This is a genomic window from Halorussus sp. MSC15.2 (genome assembly GCF_010747475.1).
Lineage (GTDB): Archaea > Halobacteriota > Halobacteria > Halobacteriales > Haladaptataceae > Halorussus.
On record NZ_VSLZ01000005.1, the window covers coordinates 109,897 to 136,282 of the forward strand.

Here is a 26,386-nt window from a genome sequence, read left to right on the forward strand (position 1 = left end):
CCCTCCCTAAGGCGGTATTCAGCTATTTGCGTCTCGCGCCCGAACACTGGAGTATGAGCGAAGGCCAACCGGAACAGACCGACGACGAACGGGGAGACACCGAGCAGGCCACCGAAGCGGCCAGCGAGGGGACCGAGTGGAGCGTCGGCGAACCGAGCGACCAGTGGAAGGAGTACCGGGGTGCGCCGACCGGGACCGACATCGAGTGCGAGGGGTGGCGACAGGAGGCCGCGCTCCGGATGCTGAACAACAACCTCGACCCGGAGGTCGCGGAGAAACCCGAGGAACTCGTGGTCTACGGCGGCACCGGCCGGGCCGCGCGGTCGTGGGACGCCTACGACGCGATTCTGGACGAGTTGCGCGAACTGGACGACGACGAGACCCTTCTAGTCCAGTCCGGGAAGCCGGTCGGACGGTTCCGGACCCACGAGATGGCACCGCGCGTCCTCATCGCCAACTCCAACCTCGTCGGCAAGTGGGACGACTGGGACCACTTCCACGAGTTGGAGGCGAAGGGACTCATCATGTACGGCCAGATGACCGCGGGGTCGTGGGCCTACATCGGCACGCAGGGCATCATCCAAGGTACCTACGAGACCCTCGCCGAACTCGCCGAACAGCACTACCCCGACAACGACGGTCTCCGCGGCAAAATCGTCGTGACGGGCGGTCTCGGCGGAATGGGCGGGGCGCAACCCCTCGCGGTTACGATGAACCACGGGGTCTGCATCGCTGCGGAGGTGGACGAGGAGCGCATCGACCGCCGCATCGAGACCGGGTACTGTCAGGAGAAGACCGACGACTTGGACGAGGCCATCGAGAAGGCCCGAGAGGCCGCCGAAGCGGGCGAACCGTACTCGGTCGGCGTCCACGTCAACGCCGCCGACATGCTGGAGGGGATGCTCGAACGCGACTTCGTCCCCGACGTGGTCACCGACCAGACCAGCGCCCACGACGAACTGGAGGGCTACTACCCCTCGGGGTACACCGTCGCGGAAGCGGACGAACTCCGCGAGGAGGACCCCGAAACGTACGTCGAGGAGAGTCTCGACACGATGGAGCGCCACGTACGGGGAATCCTCGACATGCAGGACGAGGGCGCAGTCGCCTTCGAGTACGGGAACAACATCCGCGGACAGGTCGAGGACCACCGCGGGATGGTCGACGTTCCCGCGTCACACGCGGGAAGCAGCGAGACGGAGTCTCGCTCGCCGTTCGACTACCCCGGGTTCGTCCCGGCGTACATCCGACCGCTGTTCTGTCGCGGGAAGGGTCCGTTTCGGTGGGCCGCGCTGTCGGGCGACGAGGAGGACATCCACCGGACCGACGAGGCGGTGAAGGAGTTGTTCCCCGAGAAGGAGAACCTCCATCGCTGGATAGACCTCGCGCAGGAGCAGGTCGAGTTTCAGGGACTCCCCTCCAGAGTTTGCTGGTTAGGATACCAGTCCGGAGACGACGCCGACGACCTCACCGAGCGCGCGCGGTTCGCGCTCCGAATCAACGAACTGGTCGCCGAGGGCGAAATCTCGGCCCCGGTGGTCGTGACCCGCGACCACCTCGACGCGGGGAGCGTCGCCAGCCCCAACCGCGAGACGGAGGCGATGAGAGACGGGTCGGACGCGATTGCGGACTGGCCGATTCTGAACGCCCTCCTGAACTGCGCGGCGGGGGCCGACATCGTGTCGGTCCACGACGGCGGCGGGGTCGGCATCGGCAACGCGCTCCACGCCAACAACCACGTCGTGCTGGACGGCACCGACCTCGCCGCGGAGAAGGCCCGGCGCGTGTTCACCACCGACCCCGGAACGGGCGTGATTCGCCACGCCGACGCCGGGTACGACGAGGCGCTCGCGGAGGCCGACGAATCGAACGTCGCGGTACCGATGCGGGACAGGGCGGACGAATGACCGGACTCGAACGCACTTTCGACTGGATGGGACCCTCAAACGACTCCAACGACGAACAGTTCGGCCACGTGGTCGAACTCGCGAGCATCGCCGACGCCGACCGCTTCGACGCCGCACTGGTCGGCGAACCGTTCGACCGGGCGGTCATCGGCCGGAAGGGCGCGAGCGAGGGACCGGCCGCGCTCCGCCAGCACCTCGCGGGCACGAAGACCCACCACTTCGACGCCGGGCCGGTCGGGTCGGTCGCCGACCTCGGCGACGTGACGCTGGGAGACGGAGAGTCCGACTCGGGCACGGTCGCCGACCTGCAGGAGCGCGTCCGAACCATCACCGAGCGCGTCCACGACACCGACGCCTTCCCGGTGTTCCTCGGCGGCGACAACTCGATGACCTACCCGAACGCCGCGCCCCTACTCGACGAGGGGACGCTGGGCGTACTCAACTTCGACGCACACCTCGACGTGCGGGAGGTCCGCGAGGGACGCGGGCCGACCAGCGGGACGCCCTACCGCCAACTCTACGAGGACGGACTCGACGCCTACGCCTGCGTCGGCGCGCGCCACTTCGAGACCTCGACCGGATACGCGGAGTACGTCCGCGAGCAGGGCGGCGAAGTCGTCACCGCCGAGGAAGTCGGCGACGACGAGGTGGCGGCCATCGACCGCGCGCTCGACGCGATGGGCGACGTGGACCGCCTCTACGTCAGCGTGGACCTCGACGTGCTGGACGCCTCGGCCGCGCCCGGCGTGAGCGCGCCCACTCCCGGCGGTATCACCACCCGGGAACTGTTCCGGACCCTACGACTGCTCGGTAACGAAGACCGCCTCGCCGGGTTCGAGGTCGTGGAGTGTGCGCCGCCGCTCGAATCGGACGCGACGAACCTGACCGCAACCGCCGGGGCGCGGGCCATCGCGCACCTGCTGAGCGCCCGACCGAGCGAGTCGGACGAACCTCGCGACACGGAGGGGCGACGATGACGCTGACCGCAGTCGTCCACGACGCGGCCGAAATCGTCACGCTCGAATCGGGTGAGGAAGCCGAAGGCGAGGGAGACGCCGAAGACGGTGACCTCGGTGAGGACGAACTCGGCGTCTACACGGACGCCGCCGTCGCGGTGGAGGACGGGGAAGTCGCTCGCGTCGGGGCGACCGGCCCCGTCACTCGCGAGTTCCCGCCCGAGAACGCCGAGTTCGCCGTCGACGCCAGCGGGAAGTCGGTGATTCCGGGGTTCGTGGACCCACACACCCACGCGCTGTTCGCGGGCGACCGCTCCGACGAGTTCGAGGCCAAACTTCGGGGCAAGACGTATCAGGACATCATGGAGGAAGGCGGCGGCATCCTCCGGACGGTCAGGGCGACCCGCGAGGCCGGAGACGAGGAACTGCTCGAGAACCTGCTGGGTCACCTCGACACGATGCTCGCCCACGGGACCACCACGGTCGAGGTCAAGTCGGGGTACGGTCTCGACACCGAGACGGAACTCCGGATGCTGGAGGTCATCGACCGGGCCGACGACCGCCATCCCGTGGACGTGGTCCCGACGTTCATGGGTGCCCACGCGGTACCGGAGGGCCGGGAGACCGACGACTACGTCGAGGAGGTCGTCGACGAGCAGATTCCGGAAGTCGAGTCGCAGGGCATCGCGGAGTTCTGCGACGTGTTCTGCGAGGAGGGCGTCTTCGACGTGGAGCAGTCGCGTCGCGTTCTGGAGGCCGGGAAGGACGCAGGCATGACGCCGAAAGTCCACGCCGAGGAACTGGCCCACATCGGCGGGACTCAGTTGGCCGCGGAGGTCGGGGCCGCCAGCGCCGACCACCTGCTCCACTCGACCGAGGAGGACGTCGCGGCGCTCGTCGAGTCGGACGTGGTGCCGGTCCTGCTCCCCGGCACGGCGTTCGGTCTCGGCGCGGCGTACGCCGACGCGCGCGCCTTCCTCGACGCCGGGGCGGACGTGGCGATAGCGACCGACTTCAACCCCAACTGTTACAGTCAGAGCATGGGGTTCGCCGCTTCCCTCTCGTGCGTCGAGATGGGGCTGACCCCCGCCGAGTCGCTCGTCGCCTCGACCACGAACGCGGCCGCCGCGCTCGACCTGCCGGAGAACGTCGGCACCCTTCAGGTGGGGTCGCCCGGTGACTTGGCGGTTCTCGACGCCCCGACGTACGTCCACGTGCCGTACAACTTCGGCGTGAACGCGGTCGAGGCGGTCCTGAAGGACGGGGAGGTGGTCCACCGTGCCTGAGTCGAATCGAGACACCGAACCGGAACCGGTTCGCGCCGACGGCGAGACCCTGACACCCGAGGACGTCGCTCGGGTCGCCCGCCACGACGCGCCGGTCGTGGTGACCGAGGAGACCCGAGAGAAGGTCCGGACCGCCCGGGAGCGCGTCGAAGAGGTGGTCGAGAGCGGCGAGGTCGTCTACGGACTCGACACCGGGTTCGGCGAACTCGTGGACCAGCGCATCCCCCGCGAGGACATCGAGCAGTTGCAGTTGAACCTCGTCAGGAGCCACGCCGCGGGCGCGGGCCGGGAACTGACCACCGAGGAAGTCCGTGCGATGCTCCTCGGCCGGGTCAACGCGCTCGCCAAGGGCCACTCGGGCGTCCGGGAGGTCGTGGTGGACCACCTCGTGACGATGCTCGACGAGCGCGTCCATCCGGTGGTGAAGTCCCGCGGAAGTCTCGGCGCGAGCGGCGACCTCGCTCCGTTGGCACACCTCGCGCTCGTCCTCGTCGGGGAGGGCGAGGCGGAGGTGGAAATCGGGACGGAGGACGGCGAACCGCAGACCGAGCGACTGCCCGGCGACGAAGCGCTCGCCGCCGCCGACCTCGAACCGCTCGCGCTCCGCGCGAAGGAGGGACTCGCGCTCATCAACGGGACGCAACTCTCGGCGGGACTGGCCGCACTCGCGGTCGTGGACGCCGAACGCGCCGTCCGGGCCGCCGACGCCGCGGGCGCGCTCACGACCGAGGTGACGATGGGCACCACCGCGTCCGCCGACGACTCCATCGCCCGCGTCCGCCCCCATCAGGGTCACGCCGAGAGCGCGCGCAACGTCAAGCGCCTCACGGCCGACTCCGAAGTCGTGGAGTCCCACCGCAACTGCGACCGGGTGCAGGACGCCTACTCGATTCGGTGCCTGCCGCAGGTCCACGGCGCGGTCCGGGACGCGATACGCCACCTCCGGGAGGCCGTGGAAGTCGAGTTGAACAGCGCGACGGACAACCCCCTCATCTTCGACGCGGCGGAGGCCGACGACCGGGCGTCGGGGACCGAGAACGCCGCGGTCCTCTCGGGCGGGAACTTCCACGGCGACCCGCTGGCGCTCCCGCTGGACTACCTCACCAACGCGGTCACCGAACTGGCGGCTATCTCCGAGCGCCGGGTAGACAGGATGCTCAACCCGAACGTGCAGGAATCGCATCTGCCGCCGTTCCTGACCGAGGGGAGCGGCCTGCGCTCGGGCTACATGATAGCACAGTACACCGCGGCCGCGCTCGTGAACGAGAACCGCGCGACCGGGCGACCCTCGATGGACAACACGCCGGTCAGCGGGAATCAGGAGGACCACGTGAGCATGAGCGCCCAGAGCGCCTTCGACGCACGGGGCGCGGTCGAGAACGCGATTACCGTGGTCGGAATCGAACTGCTCTGCGGCGCGCAGGCCGCGGAGTTCGTCGACGACGACCTCGACCACGGCGTCGGCACCGAGGCGGCCTACGAGGCGGTCAGGGACGCCGTACCCCCGCTCGCGGAGGACCGGCCGCTTCACCAGGAGATAGCGACCGCCGACGCGCTCGTCGCGTCGGGGTTGCTGGAAGAGCGCGTCGAGGAAGCGCTCGGCGAGTCGCTGGAGTGACGCCTCGGTAGTGAACCGGTCGGATGTCGGGCCGACAGCGAACTCCCGTCAGTTCGGCAGTACCAGCCTCGTCCGGTTCGCGTCGCGAATATCGCATCTCGGGGGCGCTCGTTCACTCCCCGTCGTGTCGCGCGAGGATACCGCTCAGACGGGTCCGGCCGACCCTCTCGTTCGATTCACTCGCTCGTCGGGGGTGTCGGCGTCTTCCCCATCGCTTTCGCCGGTGTCGTCTCCGCTGCGCTCCTCGGTGGAGGACCTCTCGCCGTCTCGCGCGTAGGCTCGGAAGAGACCGTGTTCCTCGCAGTCGTACACGTCTCTGGCGACGTTCTCGGCCGTCCGACCGCAGTCCGGACACGGGTGAGTGGCGTCCTCGACGTCGGCGGTGGCCTCCATCTCGTGGTACACCTCGCGCCACCCGGCGCTCGGGGACTGGCGCTCGTCAGGCATCCGCTCCTCCGTCGGTCTCCCCGACTCCCTCGTCTCGCTCGCCGGTTCGGCCTTCGAGGTCCGTCGCTGGGGCACATCGGAAACATCCCTCGCGGAGTCGCGGGTCGGTCGTTTCGAGACCGCACCGCTCGCACCGCCAGTAGCGGTGGTCGAGTTCGCCGTCGCTGTTCCTCCCGTCGTGCGGTCCGGTGACGGTCCCGGTACTTTCTTGTAATCGTGGCGTATCCGTGGACATTGGGCTGCTCGAATATGGGGCACGCCCAGCGTTCGGGTGCTGGTACCACCCGACGCGTTTCGAAGCGCGGTCGCTGGGCTGTTCGTTCTGCGATGCTGGCGTGATTCCGGTAGTCCTGTCTCTGGGTCCCCCGAAAGTCGGTCGCGTATCGATTCGTCTTCCGCCTCGTCTCGCCGCCTACGGCTGTGGTTCGGCTTCCGGTTCGGTCCCGGCGTCGTCGGCATCGTCCGCACCGTCGTCGGTTACGGGGTCGCCCGCGTCGGACTCCCCGTCCGACTCGCCTTCGAGGCTTTCGAGCGCCGAGATGACCAGTTCGTGGTAGCGGTCGAGCGGCAGGTCGTACTCTGCCTCGGCCATCCGAGCGTACTCGTTGGTCTCGTCGTCGAAGCTCTCGATTCGGTCGAGCGTCTGCTCGGCCGTCTCGACCACCCATCGGTCGCGGGTGGCCGCATCGACCAGCGTGATGGACTCCGGCCGCACGGAGACGTTGGTGTTGCCGTCGTCGGTCTCGTAGGTCCGCGGCTTGCCGGTGATGGCGACGTACGCGGGCGGTTCGAGTTCCCGAAGCATGCTCGCGGCCTCGGGTTGGTACTGCCCGGCGTAGACGAAGAACGGGTCGCCGTTCGGGTCCACGACCCGGCCCTGCCAGTACTCGCTGTCCTCGCCCACGTCCTCGGTCTCGGTCAGCGTGCCGACGACGAAGATGCGGTTCGCCCGCACCCCCGTCGGCAACAGGACGTACACCGGGGCGCGCTCCTCCTCGGACTCCTTGAACGTGTGGGTCGCGTCGTTGAACTCGCCGGCGAACACGCGGCGGGCGACCTCTCGGGTGGGTGTCTCGCTCATATCACATCGACCTCGCTTTGATGAGAACGTCCTCGGCGTCCGTCGGCCCGGCGAGTTTCTCCATCTCGTCCACGAGGAGATACCGGCCCATCGTCGGTCCGGCGACGCGGTAGTACAGTCCGAGGGTCTTCTCGCGCATCTCTTCGGCGACGACGGTCGTGTCGAGCGCGTCCATCGCCATGTCCTGTGCTTCCTGCAGGCCGATACCTGTCAGATTCTCGGTGGCTTCCTTGTCGAAGATGACCTTGTGAACCTCGGTGCCGTCGTCGATGACGCCCTTGATTCGGAGGTCGAACTCGCCTTCGACTTCGCCGTGTTCGGAACACCGGCCGTTCTGGAGGACGCGCGTGCAGTCCTCGTGGGGACAGCGTTTGATGAGACCCGACCCGCTCTGGATGTCCACCAGCGCGCCTTCGACTTCGGCGGTATCGTCGCCGACTTCGATGTCCTCGTCGGTCTCCTCGACCGTCGTCGTCCGGTTGAGTTTCACCGAGTAGTCGCCCTGATACTCGTCGGAGACGAGGTTTCCGAGGTGGTAGACCGTTCCTTCCTCTAGTTCGGGGAGGTCGGAGTCGGCCCACTTGGTGAACTTGATGGTGCCCGTCTCGTCGCCGAGCAGACCGACCTGTCCGACGGCGTCGCTTCGAGGGTCCCAGAGGTCGACGACCTTGGCGGTGAGGCTGAGCCACTGCTCGTCCTCGTTCACGTCTTCGACGTTGACCTTCTCGGAGCCACCGCCGCCGCTACGGATGTCGTCGCGTTCGAGTCCCGCCTCGTCGAGGTAGTGGCTGACGACACTGCGTCGCGCCTCTTCGAGGGGGACCCGGTACTCGTTGACGAGGTTGTCGAGGCGCTTCTCGACCTCCTCGACTGTCAGGTCCAAGTGTTCGGAGAACTGTTCGCGTACCTCTTCGGCGTGCTGGCGCACATCGCTCATGGTTGTATCCGTCTCCGCGTCGTTTTCTTCGGGAGACATGCGACGGGTTAGTGCCCTATAGTATAAAAACCTCGGTGTCCCCGGAGTGAAAGTGAAACTGAAGCCGTCACGGACGCTCCCGCGCGTTCACCGTCGGTCGTGCGGACCGCACTCGCCTCACCGAGAGTCGAGCGCCAGCGCCGCACCGAGAGCCACCAGAACCGACCCGGAGGCCCAGCGCAGACCGTCGGCGAGGCGGGGCCGAGCGAGGAACGCCGACCGCACGCTCCCCGACAGCAGTCCGACAGTGCCGAGGTAACACGCGGTCAGCACGGCGTAGGTCCGCCGAGCGCGAGCATCTCGGCGGCCGGGGTGGTCCCGGTTCCCGCGGCCGACCCGACGAACTGCGGGAGGAAGGCGAGGAAGAACAGGGCTACCTTCGGATTGAGGACGTTGACGGTCACGCCGCGGAGGAATCCGCTCCTGAGGTCGGGACCGGAGGCGGGACTGGCGACGTTAGTGGCGCCGGTGGCCCCGGCAGCACTGGCCGTCTCGTCGGAACCCGCGTCGGAGAAGTCCAGTTCGTCGCCGCGCCGGAGCGTCTTCGCGCCGAGGTAGAGGAGGTAGGCCGCCCCGGCGTACTTGACCGCCGCGTAGGCGAGCGCGGACGCACGCAGGAGCGCGGCGAGACCGAGCGTGGCCGCGGTCGTGTGGACGAGGACGCCGGTGCTGACCCCCAAGGCAGAGGCGAGACCGCCCCGCCTGCCTTCGCTCACGCCCTGCGTCAGGACGAAGACCGTGTCCGGTCCCGGGGTGAGAACGAGCGCCATCGCGGCCGTGACGAACAGGACGTAGGTGTGGAGGTCGATGCTCGGGAACATTCGGCTGACGGAAGATAGACCGTGCGAACGGTAAAACTACCGTCTCCCGCAACCGAACGAAAGCGACCGCACCGACTATCCCTCTCGGCCCGCTAGGTGTGACCGATGTTCTTCGGGCCGGAGTCAGCAGAGGACGAGCAAGCCGACCGCGACCTCCGAAAGGGACTCAGCGAGGGGTCGGCGGAGACGCTCAGAGCGTTCGCCCTGCTGGCGGTACTGATTCAGGCGGCCGTCTTCGCGGTCGCGTCGGAGCGATGCTCCTCGGGTTCCGCGGCCAACGACTGGTCGGCGGCGCGCTGATAGGGGCCGGACTCGTCGGACTGGGGGTCGCCGGAGTGGTCTACCGCCGGGTCGAGCGCCGGACCGGAGACTGACGAACAAGCCTATCTTTCCCGGGAAACGACTCTTAGCTATAGAGAGACTCTTCTTCTGTCTTAACGAACCGGATAACAGTACTACTTCCTATAGATAGTCAACTATTTCGAGTTCATCTTCGTTGTTGTATTTTATGCTTAGTTGAACTGGTTTGTCGTATCCGATGAGGTCTTTTTCATCGGTTTTCTCTCCTACCGTTGCTCGTACCCTTGCGCCTGACGTCGGAACATCCGTGAGTTCCTCCCTCGTAAAATGGTTTCTTGATGTAGAAGCGAGTTCGATAGTTCGTTTGAGTACCCGACCACCATCGGCGTTGAAGATTTCAACAAAAAAACGTGTGTTTCGAACTGTCAGAATTCCAGACCTCAACTTCGGAGAGTTTGGCCTCACTATCACGTGATGTCCCTTGAGAGAGACAACCACTTATCCCGACAGAGAATATCGATAAGCAACAGAGGGTGCCGAAACGACGACGGTTCATGCACCTAATGAAATCAGTCTAACTAGTTATTCCTTTCTAAGTGTACTCCTACAGCCCAACTCGTTTTGGGGGTCAGAACCAGTGTTGTAGCACTTCTAGGCACCCTAACTAGACCAGCACCGAATTTTAATCTAGTTATTTCGATTTATATTGACTCTTCAGTGTCGTATATTCCTAGTAAACATGGACATCAGTTGAGTGATTAATATGTTCCTAAATCCACCTTCTCAGTAGAGTTCCTACTGACGAACAAGCCTATCTTTCCCGACCCCCAACACCCACGCAAATGGACGACCGCCTCGAAAGCTTCCTCCGCTCCAAGATTCGGTCCGCCGGGCGGCAGGTCGCCGACGCCAAGCGGGCCTACGCCAACGGCCGCCGGGCCGCGCTCGCGGACCTCCCGCAGGACGACGACGGGAGGGCCAGAATCGTCTGCCGACGGTACGCCGAGCGCCGGGCAGTCGAACTCGACTCCGAGGCCCGGCCCGCTTGCTTCGACCCGGACCACCCCGACTGCGAGGGGTGCCTCCGAGACGTGCGCGACGGACGCGTCGAGACGTGGTGAGATGGCCGGGAACACCGACGCCCTCGACCGGCCGGTCGTCGCGCTCGTGATGGCAGGCGGCACCGGGACGCGCCTCTACCCCGCCAGCAGGTCGGACCGACCCAAGCAGTTCCTCTCGCTCGGCGGCGCGAGCGGTGACGCTTCGCTCCTCCAACGGACCGTCTCGCGGGTCGGGTTCGCGGACGAGGTGTACGTCTCGACCGGGGCGGACCACGCCGAGCGCGTCCGCGCGGACGTGCCCGAGGCGGGCGTGCTCGTGGAACCCGCGGCGAAGGACACCGGTCCGGCGCTGGTCTACGCCGCCCACCGAATCCGCGAACAGGTCGGCGAGTGCGTCCTGCTCTGCGTGCCGAGCGACCACCTCGTCGCCGGGGCGTTCGAGTCGGCCGCCGCGACCGCGCTCCGGGGTGCAGTCGAAACGGAGGGGCTGGTCGCGTTCGGCGTCGAACCCTCTCGGCCCGCCACGGGATACGGTTACATCGAGCCGAAAGACAGGGGTCCTACGTGGGCCGAAATCGAGCAGTTCCGAGAGAAGCCCGACGCGGAAACTGCACGCCGATTCGTGGAGCAGGGTTTCTACTGGAACGCCGGACTGTTCGCGTGGACGCCCGAGAGTCTGCTTCGGGAGGCCCGCGACTCGCCGCTGGCTCCGCTCGTGGAGGCGCTGGACGAGGGCTATCCCGAGCGCGGGTTCCGCGAGGTCGAGGAGGTCAGCATCGACTACGCCGTGATGGAACGCACCGACGACGCCTACGTCGTGCCCGCCGACTTCGAGTGGGACGACGTGGGCGCGTGGGACGCCATCGAGCGCGTCGTCGAACCCGACGACGACGGAAACGCGGTTCTGGGAGACGCCCTCCTCCTCGACGCCGAAGACAACGTCGTCGCCACCGACGGAGAGACGCACGTCAGCGCCGTCGGCGTCGAGGGGTTGGTCGTCGCGGCGTACGACGACCGGGTGCTGGTCGTGCCGAAAGACGACGCACAGCGAGTCCGCGAGGTCGTGGCGAAACTGCGCGAGCAGGACCTGTTCTGACGGCCGGTCGAACTTTACGCGAGGCCGTGGTAGCCGCGCTGTTATGTCAGACGCACCCGACGGCGAGATAGTGGAAGAGACAGACGACTTCATCCACGTCCGGTTCCGCGACCCCGACGACTTCGACGCGATTCGGACGCCCGACTGGGCCGAGAACGCGGCGAGCGACGTGGCCGAGGGGGCCGAGGTCCGGACCGGGAAACTGAAAGACGAGGACGACTGGCTGGTCGAGAGCGTCCTGATTCCGGCCGGGACCGACGACGAGGAGGCCGAGCGACGGGCCGAAGAGATAGTCGAGAAAATCGAGTCCTGAACCGAGACTCCGCAAGCCGACTCGCCGGGCGAGACGCGCGTGAGGCCCAGTCGCCACAAGTCCCGTTCCGAGCGCTCAGGTTCGGCCCCTTGATTGCTCTCCGAAGGCTATAAAATACGAGCTGGGTTCGACGCATCTTAATACTGATAATCCCACCCATAAGTTTATAGAAATAGTTTGAGACCGGTTCCGTATGTGGTTTAGTAAGCTGATACTGGGAACCATTAGAAGAAATTCACTAGGAAGAGACACCGTTATATCACGGCGTATGTCCGCGTATCAGCGCCCTCGGGACAGTGAAGGGGCGAACTGGAACTGCGGCGTTCACGAACGGCACCCGACGATAACATGATAGCTGGTCTACAACCACTGGAGGTCGTCGGGTTAGTCGTCAGTCTAGTCGGACTAATACCGGTGGTCTTGCAGTACAGAGCGGAGTCGAAGTGGTTCACGTGGGGATATATCCTCTTAGTAGTCGGAATGGTAGCGACGAATTTGGAGAACATCGTACTCGCTGGGTTCTTGGATATCGTCGAACACGTGGTCGGCGTCGGTGCCGCGGGCGTCGTCTTCCTCGCGGCCGCCTGCCTCCGTAGAAAGCAAGTCATCGAAGCGGAGGAGACGTAAGATGGTCGGACTCAATCCGCTCTTCGACGCTATCGGCGCCCTCGGCTTCGTCGGCGCGGTGGTGGTCGGATGGTTGAACTACCGCGACAGCGAGGTCGAATCGGCGTTCTGGATGACGTTCACCTTCGCCTCGGTGTTGGGAACGACGTGGACGGTGAGCCTCATGTTGGAGAAGGCGGGCATCTACGAAGAGGTGACCAACTTGGCGACTGGTCCCCTCATGACCGCAACTGTCGCCGTGTTCGCAATCGGCGGTACCGCGACGCTCGCCGTCGTCGAGGACATGAAGGACGTCGTCGAGGAAGCGAAACAGGAACGTCAGAGCGCCGAAAAAGCCAAGCAGAAGGCGGAGGAACAGCGCGAGCAGGCCGAGGAGTCCAAACAACAGGCAGAAGAGGCCCGACAGGAGGCGAAACGACGCGAGGAGGAACTCGAATCGTTCACCCGAGCGCTCGAACAGAAGGCCGAGGAGTTCGGCGGTATCATGGAGGACGCGGCGGCGGGCGACCTCACCCAGCGCATGGACCCGGAGAGTGAGAGCGAGTCGCTGGAGCGGATAGCGAGACAGTTCAACGAGATGATGACCGAACTCGAACGGACCGTCGGTCGCGTCCAACAGTTCGCGGTCGAGGTGTCCGACGCCAGCGACGAGGCGAGCGTCGGCACGCAGGAAGTCGAGAACGCGAGCGAGGAGGTGGCCAAGTCGGTCGAGGACATCTCGGCGGGCGCTGCCGAGCAGTCCGAACACGTCGACGAGGTCACGAACGAGATGAGCACGCTCTCGGCGACCATCGAAGAGGTCGCGGCGTCGGCCGACGAAGTCGCGGCGCTGTCCGAGCAAGCCGCCGAGAAGGGTGCCGAGGGTCGGAAACTCTCGGGCGAGGCGATGGACGAGATGGACCGCATCGAGGAGACCACCGTCGAGACCGTCGAGACCGTCGACAGACTGGACGAGGAGATGTCTGAAATCGGTGAAATCGTGGGCGTAATCGACGACATCGCCGAGCAGACGAACGTACTGGCGCTCAACGCCTCCATCGAGGCCGCTCGTGCGGGCGAGGCCGGCGAAGGGTTCGCGGTCGTCGCCAACGAGGTGAAGGACCTCGCGGAGGAGACCCGCGACGCGACCCAAGAGATAAGCGGTCTCATCGACCAGGTGCAGGACTCGACGGCAGCGACGGTCGAAGAGATGCAGGAGATGCGTGAACGAGTCGATTCGGGCACGGAGACTATCGACGAGGGACTGGGAGTGCTCGAAGAGGTAGTCGAGGACGTCGAGGAGGCCAACACCGGCATCCAAGAGATTCACGAGGCGACCGAGGACCAAGCGACCTCGACCGAGGAGGTCGTCGCGATGACGAGCGAAGTCGCGAGCATAAGCGAGGAGACCTCCGCCGAGGCCGAAACCGTCTCGGCCGCCGCCGAACAACAGGCGGCGTCCATCAGTCAGGTCACGAGCGAAGTCGAGGCTCTCTCCGAGAAGTCGAACGAACTCCACGCGCTCCTCGGTCGGTTCGAGGTGTCTACCGACGGAACGGAGGTCTCGCCCGACGCCGCGGAGGGCAGCGAGCGCTCGCTCGCCGCCGACGGTAACGGGTTCGGACGGGCCGACGAATGAGCGCCGCCGAGTCCGACGCCGGAGCGGACGGGGAGTCGCTCACGGTACTGGAGTTCGCCTTCGGGTCCCAGCGCTACTGTATGCGAATCGAGCGGGTCGTCGAAATCGTCCGAAAAGGGTCGGTCACGCCGCTGCCGAACACCCCGCCGCACGTCGAGGGCGTCATGGACCTGCGCGGCGAAACCACCAGACTCGTCGACCCGACGCGACTGTTGGACGTCGACGAAGACGGGGCGAAGGAGATGGTCTTGGTACTCGAGAGCGGCGACGAGGGGCCGGTCGGATGGCTCGTTGGTGATGTGCACCGCGTGCGGCGTGTGACCACTGACGACCTCGACGAGACAGTCGGAAGCGGTCAGATAAAGGGCGTGTTCACCGACGGTGACCACGTCGTCTGGATAGACCCCGACGACGCGCTCTCGTCGCGGTGACTATCGGTCCCGCGACTCCCTCGTTTCGATAGCCGCCGAGTCGAAGACCGGCGTCGCGGCGTCCGGAAGAATCTCGTTCTCGTTGCGGGGGTCGCGACGTTAGCTCCGGAGGCGGCCACCGTCCACGGGGACGGCCGCGCCGTTGACGAAACTCGCGCGTTCGCTGGAGAGGAAGACCACGGTATCGCCGAGTTCGCGCGGGTCGCCCACGCGGTCGAGCGGGATGTCGTCGGCCCACGCGGCCAGTCCCTCGTCGTAGGTGTCGTACTCGCCGCGTTCGACCGCGGCCTCGACGAGTTCCTGAATCCGGGGCGTCTCGTGCGCGCCGGGGAGGACCGCGTTGACCCGAATGTCGGGTGCGAACTCGCGGGCCTGCGTCTTCATCAGCCCGATGACGCCGCGCCGGACCGCGTTCGAGAGGACCAGTCCGTCGATGGCCTCCCGGACGCTGGTCGAGGTGACGTTGACGATAGTCCCAGCGTCGCTCTCGGCGAGGTGCGGGTGGGCGGCCTTGGTCAACCAGACCGCGCTCATCACCAGCAGGTCGTAGGCCTCGTACCAGTCGCGCTCGGTCGTGTCGAGGAACGGCCCGCTGGGCGGGCCGCCCGCCGAGGTGACGACGTGGTCCAGACCGCCGAACTCGGAGACGGTGGCATCGACCAGTGCCTCGATTTCGTCGGGGTCGGTGATGTCGGTCTGGACCGCCACCACGTCGCCGTCGCCCGCGGCGTCGATTTCCTCCTTGGCGTCCTCCAACTGCTCCTCGCCGCGGGCGCAGATGGCGACGTTCGCGCCTTCGGCCGCGAGCGCCTTCGCGGAGGCCCGACCGAGACCGCTCGAACTCGCCGTTACCAGTGCCGAGTTACCGTCTAATCCGAGGTCCATGTCCGGTGGTTCGGAGGCCGCGGTAAAAGGTCTCAGGGTGGCGGCCATTCGTTCGGGGAGGAGAACACGTCACTGCAGGCTCCTCGGCGACGCTCTCGTGACCGTCGTTACGCGTCGATGCGGTCGGTCGTTTCGCCGTGCGGGCGACCGTATCGGGCCGCGAGTTCGTCCAGTTCGGCGGCGTAGCGCGCGTCGAGGCGCTGGACCTCTCGGCGGCCCTCGTCGGTGAGTACCCAGTCGGTCACGCGGGCGTCGTCAGACGTTCGGGCGTAGGCCGCCGGGTCGTCGGCCACGCCGTCGGCGTCGAGCGGTCCCAAGTCGAATCGGGAGTCGCGCAGTTCCGACGCCGCGAGGTCCTCGACGCGCCGGACGAGTCCTTTCTCGGCGAGTTGCGAGAAGGTCCGCCGTATCGTCGACTTCCGGACGGTCGCGCCGGCGGCCCCTTTCGGACCGATGTTGGCGTAGTCGCCGCGTTCGATGACCCCTGCCACGTCGTCCAGCACGCCGCTGACGGTCGTCGGCGCGGAACGGTCGGCGTCCTCGCCCGTCATGTGGTGGAGGATGGTGCGCTCGACGTGACCGCTCGTCAGCAACGCCTCGTCGCCGGGCGGTTCCGCTGCATCGGTGGTTTCCGTGTCGTTTTCCATACTAAATGTTACGCAGTTGCGTTACATTAAGCGTTGGGGACGTTACGTAACCGGTCACACGGTGAACGGCGGGCGAGAAACAGGGGGCGGGACCGACCGCTGGAGGGTTACGGAACAGCGCTACAGGCGCAGGACGGACTGCCTCTCACGCCTCTCGGTTCACTTCCCGCGACTTTCGGACCGTCACCCTCCCGTCCGTCGTCACGCCGATGAGCAAGTCCTCGTGGACTTCGCGACCCTCCACGGCGTTCCCGGCCTCGTCGCTCACGCGCTTCATCAGTTCCGGCGCGGCGTGGTTGACCTTGACGCCCGCCTCGTCGCAGGCGTCGTAGACCCGCGACGGGACGTCGTAGAGGTCGGTACCCGCCGACACGACCACGCGGACGGGGGCCTGTAACGCCTCGGCGAAGGCGACCGTCTCGCTCGCCTTTCTGACGTTCTCGCGGGCGCTGGCCTCGACGCTGGAGACGTTGGCTCGGGAAGTGCCCAGCGACTCGGCGATGGTCGCCTGCGCGACCCCGCGTTCGCGCAGGGCCAGCACCTCGGCCTGTCGGCGGGTCAGGACGCTGGTCTCGGCGTCGAACCCCGCGCGGTCGAGTATCTCGTCCACGTCGTACTCCTCGCTCACGGCCGACCACCTCGGGTCGCGGGCCGACTCTCGGCGCGGCGTTCGGTCATACCACTATCTACGCGCTCGTCAGGAAAAAACCCGCGACGACCGACGCCGAAACCGCGACGAACCGCGATACCCGCAGAGAAGAACGCTGTTGGGACTGTCCATCCCGCCGCGACTGACCGACCGACCGGACGTTAGCTCCCCCAGAAGTTGTCGCGGCTGCCGAGCTGGGGTCGCGACGGCCCGTCGTCGGCGTCGTCGGCGTCGCCGTCGTCGGCGTCGCTCTCGTCCGTCTCGTCGGTTTCCTCGACGGATTCAGCGTCCGCGTCGGTCGTTCCGTCCTCGTCGCCCATCGGCAGGCGTTCGAGTTCCTCACCTTGGGCGTGATTGCCGTGGACGTTCGTTATCTTCACCTTCGCGCGAGCGTCTGGCAAGACGCCGTCTACCATGACGATGAACCCGTCGTCGGTCCGGCCGACGCCAGCGCCGCTCTCGTGGATGTCCTCCACGTCCACGACGACCTCCTCGCCGGGTTGGACTGGCGCGGTCTTGAGTTCGGAAATCGGCTGGCTGTAGTGCTGACACCACTCGGCCCCGCCGCGGTCGCCGTAGTGTTGGCAACCCATTCCTGCGATGCGTTCCTGAAAACTCGGGCACTCTTCGGCGAGTGGACAGTCCGGCATGGATGTGGGTACTTGCCGGGCTACCTAAACCTTTACGTACCGGCCCAACCTTTTACCGGGTCTTTGGAAGCGACACGACCGAAACCGAGGAAGAGCGAAGCCCCTCCGGCGGTTAGACCGCTGAGGCGGCTATCTGTACTACGAACGGGTCCATCGCGCTCGAAGGGGGTTACTGCTCTAGAGACGGGACTACTCCCCGGCCACGAGGAACGTCTTGCCGCCCTTGCGTTCGAGGTAGACGTCGCCCACGTCGGCTAGCCACTCGCCGACGTACTCGTTCACGCGGTCGGTCTCGACCCCCGACACGTCGAGAATCGTCCTATCGTCGGCGTCGGCCGTGCGTTCCGCGCGAGCGAACTCGGGTATCATACCAGAGACGTATCACGGACGGAGTATCAAGGTGAGCCACCCGGAGTGAAAGTGAAACTAATGGACGGGAGCGACGTGGGCCGCGATTCCGCACGACGAGACCCATCGCAGTGGGACCGTTCGTCAGTCGGCCGAGCAGTTCCTCGGACGCTCGTTCAGATGTAGTGGGCGGCGACGTACGTGAGCAGGGCGAGTCCGACGAACGGGATGACGTGCAACATGAGGGCGGTCACCTGAATGAGGAAGTCCGGCGGATACGGCGACGTGAGGAGGAACAGGAAGACGAAGAACGCGATGATGACCATCGGGATGATGTTCACCGAGATGTCCAGCAACTTCTCGCGGTCGAAGACGGAGTCGGCCATTGTGCCTCCTAGGGAGGTCACGGAGCGGTATAACGGCAGTGGCCCCGCGGGCGCGATTCGACTCCGCAACCTCACTCGTAGAGTAACTGTTCGGCCTGTGTCCGTCGCCGGTCGGGGTCGAAAGTCGGATCGATTTCGGGGTCGGCGGCCAACCGGTCCAACACCAGTAGGGGGTCGGTCCCCCCGCGCTCGACGCGCTCCAGCAGGTCCGCAATCTCGCTCCGATAGAGCGCCAGCGAGTCGAGGAGACCGACCGCGAGTGCCATCGCCACCCCGGCGTCGCCACCGGGGAACGCATCACTGACGGCCGAGAAATCGGGGTCGTCCTGCGTGGCGGCGTCGGTCGGGTCGAGACGCAGACAGTGAGTGCAGAGCGTCGCGGACGCGCTCTGCTCGGGAAGTGACTCCCGGAGGTCTTCCGGAACGCCGAACGTCACTCGCTCGCTTCCGCAGTCTGGACAGGTCATACCGTAGCATGTTCGCGGGCGGTGAAAAACGTCCGTGACGCGACGAAGTCGTCGTCGGCACGCAGTGACTTCCTCGTGAACGAGTGAAACGAGGCGAACGGGAGAGGTGAGCGAGTGAGAGAGACGTTCGTCGTCAGTCGTCTGCGGTGACGACTTCCTCTTCCGCGGCGGCCTCGGCGGCGGCCGCGGCGCGTTCCTCCTTCTCCTCTTCTTCCTTCTTGGCCTTGATTTTCTTCAGACGGAAGATTTCCTCGCGCTCCTGCTCTTCGAGTTTCTGCTCGATGTACTCCTGATTCTCCTTGAGTTCCGGCAGTAGCTTGAACTCCAGCGCGTTCACGCGGCGCTTGGTCGTCTCGATTTCGGTCAGCATCTTCTTCATCGCCGTCTCGACTTCGGCGGCCAGGATGATGCTCTCCAGCAGTTCCTCGTAGGCCTCGGCGGCCTCGTCGATGCGAGCGCTGGTTCCGAGAACGCCGTAGCCGCGCTCGTCGAGACCCTTGCGAACCTTGCTGGACTCGATTTGGGGCACGACGACGCCCATGATGTTCTTGGACTCGGTGGTGATTTCGGGGTGCTCTTGGAGTGCGGCCGCCGCCCCGCGGACCGCCACGTCGCCCTCCATCGCGCGAGCCATGTTAATCTTCTGCTGGGCGAGTTCGTAGTTCTCCTCGAGACCCGAGCGCACGTCCTGCGCCTGGTCGAGGATGTCCATGAACTCCATGATGAGACCGTCACGCTTCTTCTCCAGCGTGTCGTGGCCCCGCTCGGAGAGTTCGATGCGGTCCTCTATCTGCATCAAATTCTTCCGAGTGGGCTTGACGTCCTTGGCCATCTTAGGGGGAGTTTGTGGCTCGAAGGGGTTAACCTTTTACAGTCGGCGCTGACTGGGTGGGGCCGGAACTCGTGAGATACTCATATGTTTACGCCACCCCCTATTCGAGAAATAAAGAGGCGGACTGAATCAGTTTACTGGCTCGAAGTTTGCGAAGGTTGGTCTACTTCTCGTCGTCGTGAATCTCGTTGACTTCGGTCTGGTTGAGCGCTCGGTCGTAATATCGGACTTCGTCGATGCTGCCGACGAAGTCGCGGTCCTCGTGATTGACATGGGTCCCGATGTAGAACCCTTTGTCCGTCGCCGTATTGAGGTTTGTAGACTGCGACCAACCGTTAGTTACACTGGCAACGTTACCGTCGACGTAGAGTGTAGTGTCGCGAAGTGTATTTCCGTTTAGTACAATTACGACGTGGTGCCACCTCCCGTCGTTGAGGTTTGTGTTCCAAACGCGGTTACCACCGTTCACTGCGAAACGAGTATTGCCGTTCGTGTTGATACGGAGGTTGAACGCGTCTCCGTCAGACGGGTTATTTTTGCCCTGTGACACCATGAGTTGTCTATCGTTCGAATACGAGGTCTTGACCCAGAGGGAGATAGCGCGATTTTCACTTCCGGACACACTGTCGAAGTTGGTCGTCACTTTATCGCTACCACTATGGAACTCGTAAGCGCTTTTTTCGACACCGGCGACGCCGAGCGTTGGGTTATTACGGACAGTTCCGTCGTGCGGGCCAACTGCGTCGTATGCAGTCGAACCGCTTGTTTCGTCGAGCTTCCAGTGGCTGACAAGTCCATCAGTCACCACTTCCTGTTTTCTTACAGTAATTCCCACAGTATCAGTAGCAACTGCACCGTTTGCGTCCGTGACGCGAACAGTTGCCTCGTACGTCCCACTGTCCGAATACACGTGATTTACCGTCGCACCAGTCGCGTCTATCGTCCCGTCACCGTCGAAGTCCCACTCGTAGGTCAGCGAGTCTCCGTCGGGGTCCGAGGAGTTCGACGCGTCGAACGTCACCGTCTCGCTCACGTTCACCGTCGTCGCCGACGCCGCCGCGTCGGCCACCGGCGCGTGGTTCACCGCGAGACTCCAGCTTTCGGTGTCAGACTTCCCGTAGCTGTCGGTGACGGTGAGCGTCACCGAGTAGTTCCCGCCGGACCCGTAGGTGTGAGTGACGTCGGCCCCGGTCGCGGTCGTTCCGTCGCCGAACTCCCACTGGTAAGTCAGCGAATCGTTAGTGTTCGGGTCGCTCGAAGCTGATGCATCGAACTGGACGGTCTCGTCGGGATTGGGTTCGGTCGGAGTGACGTTGGCCGACGCAGTCGGCGCGTCGTCCACGGTGATGGTACCGGTCGCCGTGTCGGATTCGCCGAACCTGTCAGTAACTCGGAGTTCGACCGGATACTCACCAGCCGTGTCGTACCGATGGACCACCGAACTGTTCGAGTCCATCGCAGTCGCGCCGTCACCGAACGTCCAATCGTACGTTAGCGAGTCGCCGTCGTTGGGGTCCGACGAACTACTACCGTCGAGTTTGACTGCCTCCGAGGTGTTCAGCACGGTCCGGTTGGCTATCAGATAGGCCGCAGGCGGACTGTTCACCGTGACCGTCACCGAGTCGGTGGCGGTCAGTCCCTGCTCACCCTCGACCGTGACCGAAACGTCGTACCTTCCGGCGGACTCGTAGGTATGGTTGACCGTTGCGTCGAGCGCGGTTGTCAGGTCGCCGAGCTTCCACTCGTAGGACGTAACGTTACCGTCGGGGTCGGTGGCGTTCGCCTCGAACGTGTGTTCGACGTCCTCTGTAACGTTACCGGGGTCGCGTATCTGAACCGATGGCGGATACGTGACGACGACGGACTGAGTGGTCGTGTTTGTCACACCGTCGTCATCAGTGACCCGAAGCGTGACGTTCGCCGTGCCGGTCTGGTTGAACTCGGTCGAGATGGACTCGCCAGTCGCTTCGTAGTCGCCATCAGTATCGAGGTCCCACTCGTGAGTGACGACGTTACCGTCGACGTCGAAGGCGTCGGTCGCACTCAGCGTCACCGACCGATTGACAGCGACTACGGACTGGTCGATAACCGGTGTCGGTCCGCGGTTCGTGACGTTGACGGTGTGGGTAGCGGTCGCCGTCCCGTTGGCGTCGTCGGTCACGCGTACCGTGACGTCGTGCGGTCCGTCGTCGCTGAAGGTCGGGTGAATCGTACGACCGGACTGCTCGAATGTCCCATCGTCGTCTACGTCCCAGTCGTAACTGACGACCGTTCCGTCGGGGTCGCTCGCGTGGACAACTTCGACAGTCGCGGTCTCGTACGTCCGGGTGCTATCGGTGCCATTCACGGTGACACTCGGCGGAGCGTTCACTTCGACGACTTTCCGAACGACGACGGTCTCGTTGTGGTCGTTAGTACCGCGCATCCGGACCGTCTTCGTTCCGTTCGTCGAGAACGACCGAGTAGCGTTCCAACCCGTCGTCTCGTAGACACCGTCGTCGTCGAGGTCCCACTCGACTCGCTTGATGTGGTCGCGATAGCCTTCGACGGTGGAGGCGTCGAACGTAACGCTCTGACCGACGGTCGGGGTCGACGGCGTCGCGTTGACGAACATCGGCGTCGCCCGCGTGAGGTTGATGTGCCTGAGATGGGCCGTTCCGTTACCGTGGAATTCGACGATAATCTCGGTGTTAGCCCAAAGCCTCGGCGGGACGAGCGCACTGAGTGTGACGTTCTCGTCGGCAGTCAGGTTGATAGACGCAATCTTGACTCGGGGGAAGTTCCGCGTATCTGCCCAGATTGTCACCACGGTATCGCCGTCGATACCACCGACGGTGGCGTTGACCTTTTGCCAGCCGTCAATCCCGCTGCCTGTTTGCGTCCCACCACTGGAGTTGAGCGTGATGTTCCCCGGGCCAGTGCTGATACCGTCCTCGGTGACGTTCGTCCGGTCGATTCCCGTTCCGTTTCCGTCGGGGAACGAGCTGAAGTTGTCCGTCGTATCGTTGACCGTAAAGACGGTCGAATCCCAGTTACTCTTCCGCCCAGCGAGGTCGACGGCACGTCCGCGGAGTTCGTAGGTACCGGGACCTGCCTCGAAGGGCAAGAGACCGAGATTCTCGGTGTTGTTAATCTGCTGCCAGTCGGTCCAGTTCCCGTCCTCGTTGGCGTCGTGGTACTGGTACTCGACGTACCGGACGCGTTCATCTACCAGCGTACGGACGAGCGGCGACCGTTCGCTTCCGACGGACGAAACCGAAATTTCGGGGGCGGTTACGTCGTCTTGAGCGTGACGATGCGCTCGGTTCGGTAGCCCTTCGGGTCACGGACGACCATCTGGAGGTCGTGGTACCCCTCCGATAGCGAGAGGTGCTGGTAGATGTACCCCTCGTTGCCGACGCTTCGCCACGACGACCAGTCCGACGTTCCGGTGTCGTTGGAGATGCGATACTTGTACTCCAACTCGTTCGGGTCGGTCCCGACGTCCCACGTGTGCCACCGCAGCGAAGCCGACTCGTCGGCGCTCACGCGAACGGTCTTGCCGTGGCGTAGCTCCTGTGCCGCGGGTGCGTCGTCCAAGGTGAGTTCGGGACGTTGGGCGTCGCGACCCTGCCGGTCGACAACTTCGACCGCGGTGCCACCGTCACTGCCAGTCGTACCCGGCAGTTCGGTCGTGGCCGTCATCTGATACATCCCGACCGTAATGTTGGACCGAACGACGAGGTAGTACGTGTCCTTCGTCGCGTCCAACGTCAGTTTCTGCGTCGTCGTGGAACCGGGGTCCTCGACGTCGTGCAGTTGCGTCCCGGCGAGATCCGTAATGTTCTCCGGCCGTTCCTGCGTCAGGACCGCGTCGAACCGCGTCAAGTTTTCGGCGTTCGACTTCTGGTTCGGACGGTTAAGACGAACCGTCAGTTTGCGCTGGTCGGGAATCTCGGCGTCGTCGTCCATGTCGATTCGGTAGACGGTGTAGTCCTCGAAACCGTCTATCGAGTCGTAGACGACCGAATCGCCGTATCGGTCGGCGGTCGGATACAGTTGCTCGGGCGTGAACAACCGACCCAGTATCTCGCCGAGACCCTGCGAGGAGGTCTTACGGGACGTGAGATAGTCGTTCCACCGGGCACCGAGCGCGTCCTGCGTCGAGTACTGGACGGTCCATCCGTTCGTCGGCATATCCTTGGTACCGCCGAGTGTCTCCGGATACCCGTCGAGTGCCTTGGTCGTCGCAGTGTAGTCGGTCCGGAGCGAGTTCCGGAGGATACCGAGTATCTGGCGAGTCACTTCGTAGGACTGGAGGTCCTCCTCGCCCACGAGGTCGTGGACGACGCTCTGGTGGGTCTCGTCGGCGTACGCCGGAACGATTGGTACGTCTCGTTGAGCAGGACCTTGCGCTCTTCGAGGAGTTCGTTCACGCGGGCGGTGTCGTTGGCCGCTCGCGCCGCCTCCAGTTCGTCGGAGTTCTCCGACAGCGCGCGTAGGTTCTCGTGAAGTCGGGTGTAGTTCCGCGAGTTGTAACCGGGGTCGTCGAGGTGGCGTGCGACGGCGTGGCTCTGCGCTCCGCGGATGAAGTACGAACCGCTAGAGATGGCATTCTCTAGCGTCTGTGCGCGGGAGAACGTCGATAGAAGGTTCGAATACGATTTTTTCGCCGTCCTCGATAGCTCGTACGGAGGTATCGAGAGGATACCTTCACTCGTTTTTGCAAAGGACATGCCCTTCCGTTGAAGCGGGTTCTTGTCCTCGACGTTGTACGTGTGGTACGTGAGGCCCTCTATGCGGCTTTCCAACTCGTCACGTACGTTCTTGGCGGTCCTGTTCGCGTACTGCCGTTCTTTCTGCTTCCAGTAACTCGCGTTCAGCGAGCGGTTGTGCATCTCTGCGTAGATGCCGCCCGAGTCGATGGCGACGCTGAGGTTGGTCGCTTCCGTGGTCGCGTCGCTCTCGACCGATTCGTAGGCAACCGTACTGGACCACGTGTCGGCTTTGTCGCGTCCGGACTCGTTCCGGTCGTACTCGTCGTCGTCCCAGAGGACGACGCGGACGTTACGCCGGTCGGCCGACGACTCCAGTTGACGCGAACTCAGAACGACGGTCTCGTTGCTCTCGTTCCGCGGGGTAACGCCGAGAATCCGATGGCGTTCACCGTCCACGTAGACCTCGTAGTAGGGGTCGCCCCCGCTCCCGTGGTCCAAGCGGAGACTCGTGTTCGCCTCGATTTCGAGCGCGAAGTCCGAGAGGTTGCCGTCGCCGTTACGGTCGATGCGATTGATGAACTCGACGGACTCGATGGCGGTGGGCGCTTGGTGGAGTCCGTCTTCGGTCGCAACCGCGAACCGACCGACACCGGGCGAGTCGGCGACGAAGGTGAACGTGGAGTCGTTCACGGCCACCAATGCGGTCGGAAGACGGGACCACGAGTCGTTGACGTATCGGTACAGACCCAGTTCGTCGGGGTCCTCCGAGAACGCGCTGGAGTTCACCGAGAATCGGAACCGGGCGTTCTCGACCGCTTCAGAGGTCGGTGACGCGCCAGAGAGACGGAAGTGGCTCAGACCGGTGACGTTCGAATCGTTCGCCCCCACCGCCGGTACCGAGACGTTCCGGGTCTGGACGAGGGTCGCGTTCGTATGGGCATCGGCCGCGAACGTCAAGTTCAGTCGAGAGAGTCGCGTTCCGGTCGTCTCGGCCAGTTCGGTTTCGGGGATGTCGGCGGTCAGTCTCCCACCACTGTCGACCGTCGGGGCGGTAATCGATATCTCGTTCGGCCCGACGCGGGTCACGGTCGCCTCGACGGTGCCGGAAACGGAGGCGTCGATATCCAAGCTCCCGCTACGAGTCGTAGCGTCGTTGAGAGTCACGGAAACCGAGTACACGTCGTCCGTGTCGGGGTTGATTACGCCCGCGTATCGCACCACGATAGTGTCGTTCGCCTGTAGGGTGTGGGTAGCGTTGAATGCGACTCGGAGGGTGCTGTTCTCCACGGCAGTCACTGCGTCGATGGCATCAGTGGCGTTCAGTCCAACGTCGATGTCGCCGTCGCCGTCACGGTCGATACCCGCGGTCACGTCTCGAAGGCTCACGTTCTGCACGTCGGCACTCTCGTTCGGGTACTGCACCTCGACACTATCGAGGGCGTTCCCCGCCTCGGTGGAGTTCTCGCCGACTACGTAAGTCACTTCGTGGGTCGTCCGTGCGCTCGTCGTCTCGTCGAGCGACTCGATGAGCGTCGTCGTCTCGTCGTCGCTACTGGTCCGGTTCGTCGCCGGATACGCGCTCACACCGACCGTGGGATTCGCAGCGATAACAGACCCGTTCGCATCTCGAACGGGGCCAACGGACCCGTCGAGGGTTGCGTATCGGAGTTGCCCGTCGGTACCGAAGTGGATGATTTCGGGACTCGCATCGCCGACCCAGTCGAATCCAGCCAGCGTCGAAGCCGAGGCGGACGTGTAGTCAGATTTCACGACGGTCGTTTCGCCGGATGCACCGACGAGAAGGAGGTCGTCGCCCTCGGAGAGGACGGGAACCCGTGCGACACCGTCACCGTCGAAATCCGTGGGCGAACCGACACTTCCGTTCTCGTTCACGTCGTAATAGCCCGTACTCCGCACCTGACCGTCGTCGAAGTACTTGATACCGCGAGACTCACCGAGGAAAACGATGTCCTCGTCCCCATCACCGTCGAAACTGGCGACTCCGAGGACGGCGGAAACAGGAACGTCGAGAACACGCTGTGGCGTAGCACCTACTTCCGCACGGTAAATTTCGTCTCCGGCACTGGCGTTGGCGTACAGTACGCCGACGCGACCGTTTCCGTCCCAATCACCCACTCCGAGAAGTGTCGTAGTGCTGGTCACGTCCGTCGCCAGTTGCTGGCGCTCGCCGCCGCCATCTACGATTTCCACGGTTTCGTTCGCTACGTACGGAAGTTCTATCCGATTGTCGGCATCGAAGTCGGCCATCGTTCCGAGCGCGGTCCCG

28 protein-coding genes and 1 pseudogene are annotated in these 26,386 nt (G+C 64.6%); 11 read left to right on the forward strand and 18 right to left on the reverse strand.

Annotation, left to right across the window (positions count from 1 at the left end; all coding sequences use genetic code 11):
- The first annotated feature begins 53 nt into the window (after positions 1-53).
- From hutU to hutH, 4 genes are read left to right on the forward strand one after another with little or no spacing between them, the layout of a single operon-like run.
- The gene (hutU, locus tag FXF75_RS17390; protein WP_163523112.1) at positions 54-1,907 is read left to right on the forward strand and encodes a urocanate hydratase; all 1,854 of its coding nucleotides are present in this window, start codon (positions 54-56) and stop codon (positions 1,905-1,907) included.
- Positions 1,904-2,884, forward strand: a complete 981-nt coding sequence (gene hutG / locus FXF75_RS17395) for a formimidoylglutamase (protein WP_163523113.1) — start codon at positions 1,904-1,906, stop codon at positions 2,882-2,884. Before hutU ends, hutG begins: the two co-directional genes overlap by 4 nt.
- Entirely contained in the window at positions 2,881-4,149 is a 1,269-nt protein-coding gene (gene hutI, locus FXF75_RS17400; RefSeq protein WP_163523114.1) for an imidazolonepropionase, read from the forward strand. The genes hutG and hutI overlap by 4 nt, the downstream gene beginning before the upstream one ends.
- Complete coding sequence (gene hutH, locus FXF75_RS17405; RefSeq protein ID WP_163523115.1) at positions 4,142-5,767, forward strand: histidine ammonia-lyase; 1,626 nt, start codon at positions 4,142-4,144, stop codon at positions 5,765-5,767. Before hutI ends, hutH begins: the two co-directional genes overlap by 8 nt.
- A gap of 144 nt (positions 5,768-5,911) precedes the next feature.
- Here the strand turns inward: hutH and FXF75_RS17410 are convergent, their stop codons facing one another.
- From FXF75_RS17410 to FXF75_RS17430, 6 genes are all read right to left on the reverse strand, one after another.
- Complete coding sequence (locus FXF75_RS17410) at positions 5,912-6,214, reverse strand: hypothetical protein (RefSeq protein WP_163523116.1); 303 nt, start codon at positions 6,212-6,214, stop codon at positions 5,912-5,914.
- A complete protein-coding gene (locus tag FXF75_RS17415; protein ID WP_163523117.1) occupies positions 6,207-6,449 on the reverse strand; it encodes a hypothetical protein in 243 nt (80 codons plus the stop codon). The genes FXF75_RS17410 and FXF75_RS17415 overlap by 8 nt, the downstream gene beginning before the upstream one ends.
- 177 nt (positions 6,450-6,626) lie before the next feature.
- Positions 6,627-7,295, reverse strand: coding sequence for an RPA family protein (locus tag FXF75_RS17420; RefSeq protein WP_163523118.1), 669 nt, complete (start codon positions 7,293-7,295; stop codon positions 6,627-6,629).
- A gap of 1 nt (position 7,296) precedes the next feature.
- Positions 7,297-8,232 carry a replication factor A gene (locus FXF75_RS17425; RefSeq protein WP_163523259.1) on the reverse strand — a complete coding sequence of 312 codons (936 nt, stop codon included), beginning with the start codon at positions 8,230-8,232 and terminating at the stop codon, positions 7,297-7,299.
- Positions 8,233-8,388: 156 nt separating this feature from the next.
- On the reverse strand, positions 8,389-8,544 hold the full coding sequence (locus tag FXF75_RS22225; protein WP_205427804.1) for a hypothetical protein: 156 nt from the start codon (positions 8,542-8,544) through the stop codon (positions 8,389-8,391).
- Positions 8,538-9,092: a LysE family translocator gene (locus FXF75_RS17430; protein WP_205427805.1), complete on the reverse strand. Its 555-nt coding sequence runs from the start codon at positions 9,090-9,092 to the stop codon at positions 8,538-8,540. Before FXF75_RS17430 ends, FXF75_RS22225 begins: the two co-directional genes overlap by 7 nt.
- A gap of 105 nt (positions 9,093-9,197) precedes the next feature.
- On the opposite strand from FXF75_RS17430, the gene FXF75_RS17435 reads away from it, so the two are divergent.
- Complete coding sequence (locus FXF75_RS17435) at positions 9,198-9,392, forward strand: hypothetical protein (RefSeq protein WP_163523119.1); 195 nt, start codon at positions 9,198-9,200, stop codon at positions 9,390-9,392.
- 162 nt (positions 9,393-9,554) lie between these two features.
- Here FXF75_RS17435 and FXF75_RS17440 read toward each other — a convergent pair whose 3' ends face one another.
- Positions 9,555-9,863 (reverse strand): hypothetical protein, encoded by a 309-nt coding sequence (locus FXF75_RS17440; protein WP_163523120.1) that lies wholly within the window; start codon positions 9,861-9,863, stop codon positions 9,555-9,557.
- A 371-nt stretch (positions 9,864-10,234) separates the two neighbouring features.
- On the opposite strand from FXF75_RS17440, the gene FXF75_RS17445 reads away from it, so the two are divergent.
- The 6 genes from FXF75_RS17445 to FXF75_RS17470 all read left to right on the forward strand — a co-directional run bounded on the left by FXF75_RS17445 (position 10,235) and on the right by FXF75_RS17470 (position 14,538).
- Positions 10,235-10,513 carry a hypothetical protein gene (locus FXF75_RS17445; RefSeq protein WP_163523121.1) on the forward strand — a complete coding sequence of 93 codons (279 nt, stop codon included), beginning with the start codon at positions 10,235-10,237 and terminating at the stop codon, positions 10,511-10,513.
- 1 nt (position 10,514) lies between these two features.
- The gene (locus tag FXF75_RS17450; RefSeq protein ID WP_163523122.1) at positions 10,515-11,549 is read left to right on the forward strand and encodes a mannose-1-phosphate guanylyltransferase; all 1,035 of its coding nucleotides are present in this window, start codon (positions 10,515-10,517) and stop codon (positions 11,547-11,549) included.
- Positions 11,550-11,592: 43 nt separating this feature from the next.
- Positions 11,593-11,862 (forward strand): hypothetical protein, encoded by a 270-nt coding sequence (locus FXF75_RS17455; RefSeq protein WP_163523123.1) that lies wholly within the window; start codon positions 11,593-11,595, stop codon positions 11,860-11,862.
- A gap of 348 nt (positions 11,863-12,210) precedes the next feature.
- A complete protein-coding gene (locus tag FXF75_RS23535) occupies positions 12,211-12,489 on the forward strand; it encodes a hypothetical protein (RefSeq protein ID WP_163523124.1) in 279 nt (92 codons plus the stop codon).
- A gap of 1 nt (position 12,490) precedes the next feature.
- A complete protein-coding gene (locus FXF75_RS17465; RefSeq protein WP_163523125.1) occupies positions 12,491-14,107 on the forward strand; it encodes a methyl-accepting chemotaxis protein in 1,617 nt (538 codons plus the stop codon).
- Positions 14,104-14,538, forward strand: a complete 435-nt coding sequence (locus FXF75_RS17470) for a chemotaxis protein CheW (RefSeq protein ID WP_163523126.1) — start codon at positions 14,104-14,106, stop codon at positions 14,536-14,538. Before FXF75_RS17465 ends, FXF75_RS17470 begins: the two co-directional genes overlap by 4 nt.
- A 99-nt stretch (positions 14,539-14,637) precedes the next feature.
- On the opposite strand, the gene FXF75_RS17475 is transcribed toward FXF75_RS17470, so the two are convergent.
- The 11 genes and pseudogenes from FXF75_RS17475 to FXF75_RS17525 all read right to left on the reverse strand — a co-directional run bounded on the left by FXF75_RS17475 (position 14,638) and on the right by FXF75_RS17525 (position 26,367).
- The gene (locus tag FXF75_RS17475; protein WP_163523127.1) at positions 14,638-15,423 is read right to left on the reverse strand and encodes an SDR family oxidoreductase; all 786 of its coding nucleotides are present in this window, start codon (positions 15,421-15,423) and stop codon (positions 14,638-14,640) included.
- Between the two features lie 107 nt (positions 15,424-15,530).
- Entirely contained in the window at positions 15,531-16,070 is a 540-nt protein-coding gene (locus FXF75_RS17480) for a hypothetical protein (RefSeq protein ID WP_163523128.1), read from the reverse strand.
- A gap of 145 nt (positions 16,071-16,215) precedes the next feature.
- Positions 16,216-16,704: pseudogene (locus FXF75_RS17485) on the reverse strand (Tfx family DNA-binding protein); the annotation flags it as partial.
- A gap of 176 nt (positions 16,705-16,880) precedes the next feature.
- Positions 16,881-17,369 carry a TRAM domain-containing protein gene (locus tag FXF75_RS17490; RefSeq protein WP_163523130.1) on the reverse strand — a complete coding sequence of 163 codons (489 nt, stop codon included), beginning with the start codon at positions 17,367-17,369 and terminating at the stop codon, positions 16,881-16,883.
- 189 nt (positions 17,370-17,558) lie between these two features.
- The gene (locus tag FXF75_RS17495) at positions 17,559-17,738 is read right to left on the reverse strand and encodes a hypothetical protein (RefSeq protein WP_163523131.1); all 180 of its coding nucleotides are present in this window, start codon (positions 17,736-17,738) and stop codon (positions 17,559-17,561) included.
- A 155-nt stretch (positions 17,739-17,893) separates the two neighbouring features.
- Positions 17,894-18,103 carry a DUF6684 family protein gene (locus FXF75_RS17500; RefSeq protein ID WP_163523132.1) on the reverse strand — a complete coding sequence of 70 codons (210 nt, stop codon included), beginning with the start codon at positions 18,101-18,103 and terminating at the stop codon, positions 17,894-17,896.
- Between the two features lie 71 nt (positions 18,104-18,174).
- The gene (locus FXF75_RS17505) at positions 18,175-18,570 is read right to left on the reverse strand and encodes a DUF6276 family protein (protein WP_163523133.1); all 396 of its coding nucleotides are present in this window, start codon (positions 18,568-18,570) and stop codon (positions 18,175-18,177) included.
- Positions 18,571-18,703: 133 nt separating this feature from the next.
- On the reverse strand, positions 18,704-19,402 hold the full coding sequence (locus FXF75_RS17510; RefSeq protein ID WP_163523134.1) for a V-type ATP synthase subunit D: 699 nt from the start codon (positions 19,400-19,402) through the stop codon (positions 18,704-18,706).
- Between the two features lie 163 nt (positions 19,403-19,565).
- Positions 19,566-22,508 carry a PKD domain-containing protein gene (locus tag FXF75_RS17515; protein WP_163523135.1) on the reverse strand — a complete coding sequence of 981 codons (2,943 nt, stop codon included), beginning with the start codon at positions 22,506-22,508 and terminating at the stop codon, positions 19,566-19,568.
- 167 nt (positions 22,509-22,675) lie between these two features.
- Positions 22,676-23,716 carry a hypothetical protein gene (locus FXF75_RS17520; RefSeq protein ID WP_163523136.1) on the reverse strand — a complete coding sequence of 347 codons (1,041 nt, stop codon included), beginning with the start codon at positions 23,714-23,716 and terminating at the stop codon, positions 22,676-22,678.
- On the reverse strand, positions 23,683-26,367 hold the full coding sequence (locus FXF75_RS17525; protein WP_163523137.1) for a PGF-pre-PGF domain-containing protein: 2,685 nt from the start codon (positions 26,365-26,367) through the stop codon (positions 23,683-23,685). The genes FXF75_RS17520 and FXF75_RS17525 overlap by 34 nt, the downstream gene beginning before the upstream one ends.
- Positions 26,368-26,386 lie beyond the last annotated feature (19 nt).